Below are 2118 nucleotides of genomic sequence, written 5' to 3' on the forward strand. Positions count from 1 at the left end.
GCCGGCGATGCCGCGGAAGCGCTTCGTCTTGCCCTTGCGAAGGAGGGTGTTGACCGCCTTCACCTTGACGCCGAACAGCTTCTCGACGGCTTCCTTCACCTGCGGCTTCGTCGCGGTCCGGGCCACCTTGAAGATGACCTGGTTCCACTCGGAGGCCATCGTCGCCTTTTCGGTGATGACCGGCGAAACGATGATGTCGTAAATGCGCTCGTTCATGCTCATTTGAAGCGAGCCTCCAGGCTCTCAACGGCGGCCTTGGTCAGCACGAGCTTCTCGCGGCGCAGAATGTCGTAGACGTTGATGCCCTGCACCGGCAGCACATCCACATTCGGGATGTTGCGCGCGGCGAGCGCGAAGTTTTCGTTGACCTCGGCGCCGTCGATGAAGAGCACCGACTTCAGACCGAGCTTGGCGAAGGCTTCCTTGAGCGCCTTCGTCTTCGGCGCATCGACCTTCGTGTCCTCGAGAATGACGAGGTTCGAGCTCTTCACCTTCGACGACAGGGCGTGACGCAGCGCGAGCGCGCGCACCTTCTTCGGCAGATCGATCGCATGGCTGCGAACGACCGGGCCGAAAGCCTTGCCGCCGCCGCGGAACTGCGGCGCCTTGCGGTCGCCGTGACGGGCGCCGCCCGAGCCCTTCTGCTTCACGAACTTCTTGCCCGTGAGCGAGATTTCCGAACGGCCCTTCGACTTGTGCGTGCCGGCCTGACGCTTGGCGAGCTGATAGTTCACCATGCGATGCAGGAGATCCTGGCGCGGCTCGAGACCGAAAACAGTATCGGAGAGCTCGACCGTGCCGGCGGCTTTCGCCGCGAGTGTCGTTACATCGGCCTTCATCACGCACCTTCCTTCTGGGCAGCGGCCTCGCCACCGGCGCGACGGAACGCGCCAGGGGTCGGAACGCCGTCCGGCAGCTTCGTCTTCACGGCGTCGCGCACCAGAACCCAGCCACCCTTGGAGCCGGGGACCGCGCCCTTGACCATGATCAGGCCGCGCTCGACATCCGTGCGGACGACCTGCAGGTTCTGCGTGGTCACGCGCTCGGCGCCCATGTGGCCCGCCATCTTCTTGCCCTTGAACACCTTGCCCGGATCCTGACGCTGACCGGTCGAACCGTGGCTACGATGGCTGACGGAGACACCGTGCGTCGCGCGAAGACCGCCGAAATTGTGGCGCTTCATGACACCGGCGAAACCCTTACCGATCGAGGTGCCGCTGACATCGACGTACTGACCTTCGACGAAATGATCCGCCGTGATCTCGACGCCGACATCGAGCATGTTTTCCGGGCTCACGCGGAACTCGACGAGTTCGAGCTTCGGCTCGACCTCAGCCCGCGAGAACTGGCCACGCTGAGCGCGCGCAACGTTCTTCACCTTGGCCAAGCCAGTGCCGAGCTGCACCGCGGTGTAGCCGTTCTTTTCTTCCGTGCGCTGGCTGACAACCTGAACCTTGTCGAGCTTCAGCACGGTGACCGGTACATGACGCCCGTCTTCCATGAAGAGACGGGTCATTCCGACCTTTTTGACAATCACTCCGGAACGCATGGTCCCATTCCTCGTTCTAATCGGCGGTCAGGCTTTAAGGCCCGATGGCTTTCAGCTCAGAGCTTGATCTCGACGTCCACACCGGCAGCAAGATCGAGCTTCATCAGCGCATCGACCGTCTGGGGCGTGGGGTCCACGATGTCGAGCACACGCTTGTGCGTCCGAATTTCGAATTGCTCGCGGCTCTTCTTGTCGATGTGCGGGCCGCGAAGCACCGTGAATTTCTCGAGCCGCGTGGGCAGCGGGATCGGCCCCAGAACCTGAGCTCCGGTGCGCTTCGCCGTGTTGACGATCTCGCGGGTCGATACGTCGAGCACACGGTGATCGAAGCCTTTCAACCGGATGCGAATTTTCTGCCTTTGCATTTCTCGTCCTCGTGCCTTGTCGGCCGAATTAAGCGGGGCGCGGGTCGTCCGCGCCCCGTAGCTATTACTTCAACACCTTGGATACGACGCCGGCGCCGACGGTACGGCCGCCTTCACGGATGGCGAAGCGGAGCTTCTCTTCCATCGCGATCGGCGCGATCAGCGTCACGTTCATCTTCACGTTGTCGCCCGGCATCACCATCT

At 62.6% G+C, this 2118-nt stretch carries 4 protein-coding genes and 1 pseudogene; all 5 read right to left on the minus strand.

Going from position 1 to position 2118, the window contains the following annotated elements; translation table 11 throughout:
- Positions 1–222 (minus strand): 50S ribosomal protein L23 (locus VMR03_RS13585; protein ID WP_325406101.1); only part of this gene is annotated, 222 nt, incomplete at its 3' end.
- Positions 219–839 (minus strand): 50S ribosomal protein L4, encoded by a 621-nt coding sequence (rplD, locus tag VMR03_RS13590; protein WP_325406103.1) that lies wholly within the window; start codon positions 837–839, stop codon positions 219–221. The genes rplD and VMR03_RS13585, both read right to left, overlap by 4 nt.
- Positions 839–1549: a 50S ribosomal protein L3 gene (gene rplC, locus VMR03_RS13595; RefSeq protein ID WP_325406105.1), complete on the minus strand. Its 711-nt coding sequence runs from the start codon at positions 1547–1549 to the stop codon at positions 839–841. The genes rplD and rplC overlap by 1 nt, the downstream gene beginning before the upstream one ends.
- 56 nt (positions 1550–1605) lie before the next feature.
- Entirely contained in the window at positions 1606–1914 is a 309-nt protein-coding gene (gene rpsJ / locus VMR03_RS13600; protein ID WP_012111657.1) for a 30S ribosomal protein S10, read from the minus strand.
- A 64-nt stretch (positions 1915–1978) separates the two neighbouring features.
- Positions 1979–2118 (minus strand): annotated as a pseudogene (gene tuf, locus VMR03_RS13605) (elongation factor Tu); the annotation flags it as partial.

The sequence above is a fragment of the Parvibaculum sp. genome (genome assembly GCF_035511255.1).
Classification (GTDB): Bacteria; Pseudomonadota; Alphaproteobacteria; order Parvibaculales; family Parvibaculaceae; genus Parvibaculum.

Bases quoted from the DNA above. Each gene is read 5' to 3' on its own strand.
- rplC (WP_325406105.1), bottom strand. From the start codon at position 1,549: ATGCGTTCCGGAGTGATTGTCAAAAAGGTCGGAATGACCCGTCTCTTC.
- rpsJ (WP_012111657.1), bottom strand. From the start codon at position 1,914: ATGCAAAGGCAGAAAATTCGCATCCGGTTGAAAGGCTTCGATCACCGT.
- rplD (WP_325406103.1), bottom strand. From the start codon at position 839: ATGAAGGCCGATGTAACGACACTCGCGGCGAAAGCCGCCGGCACGGTC.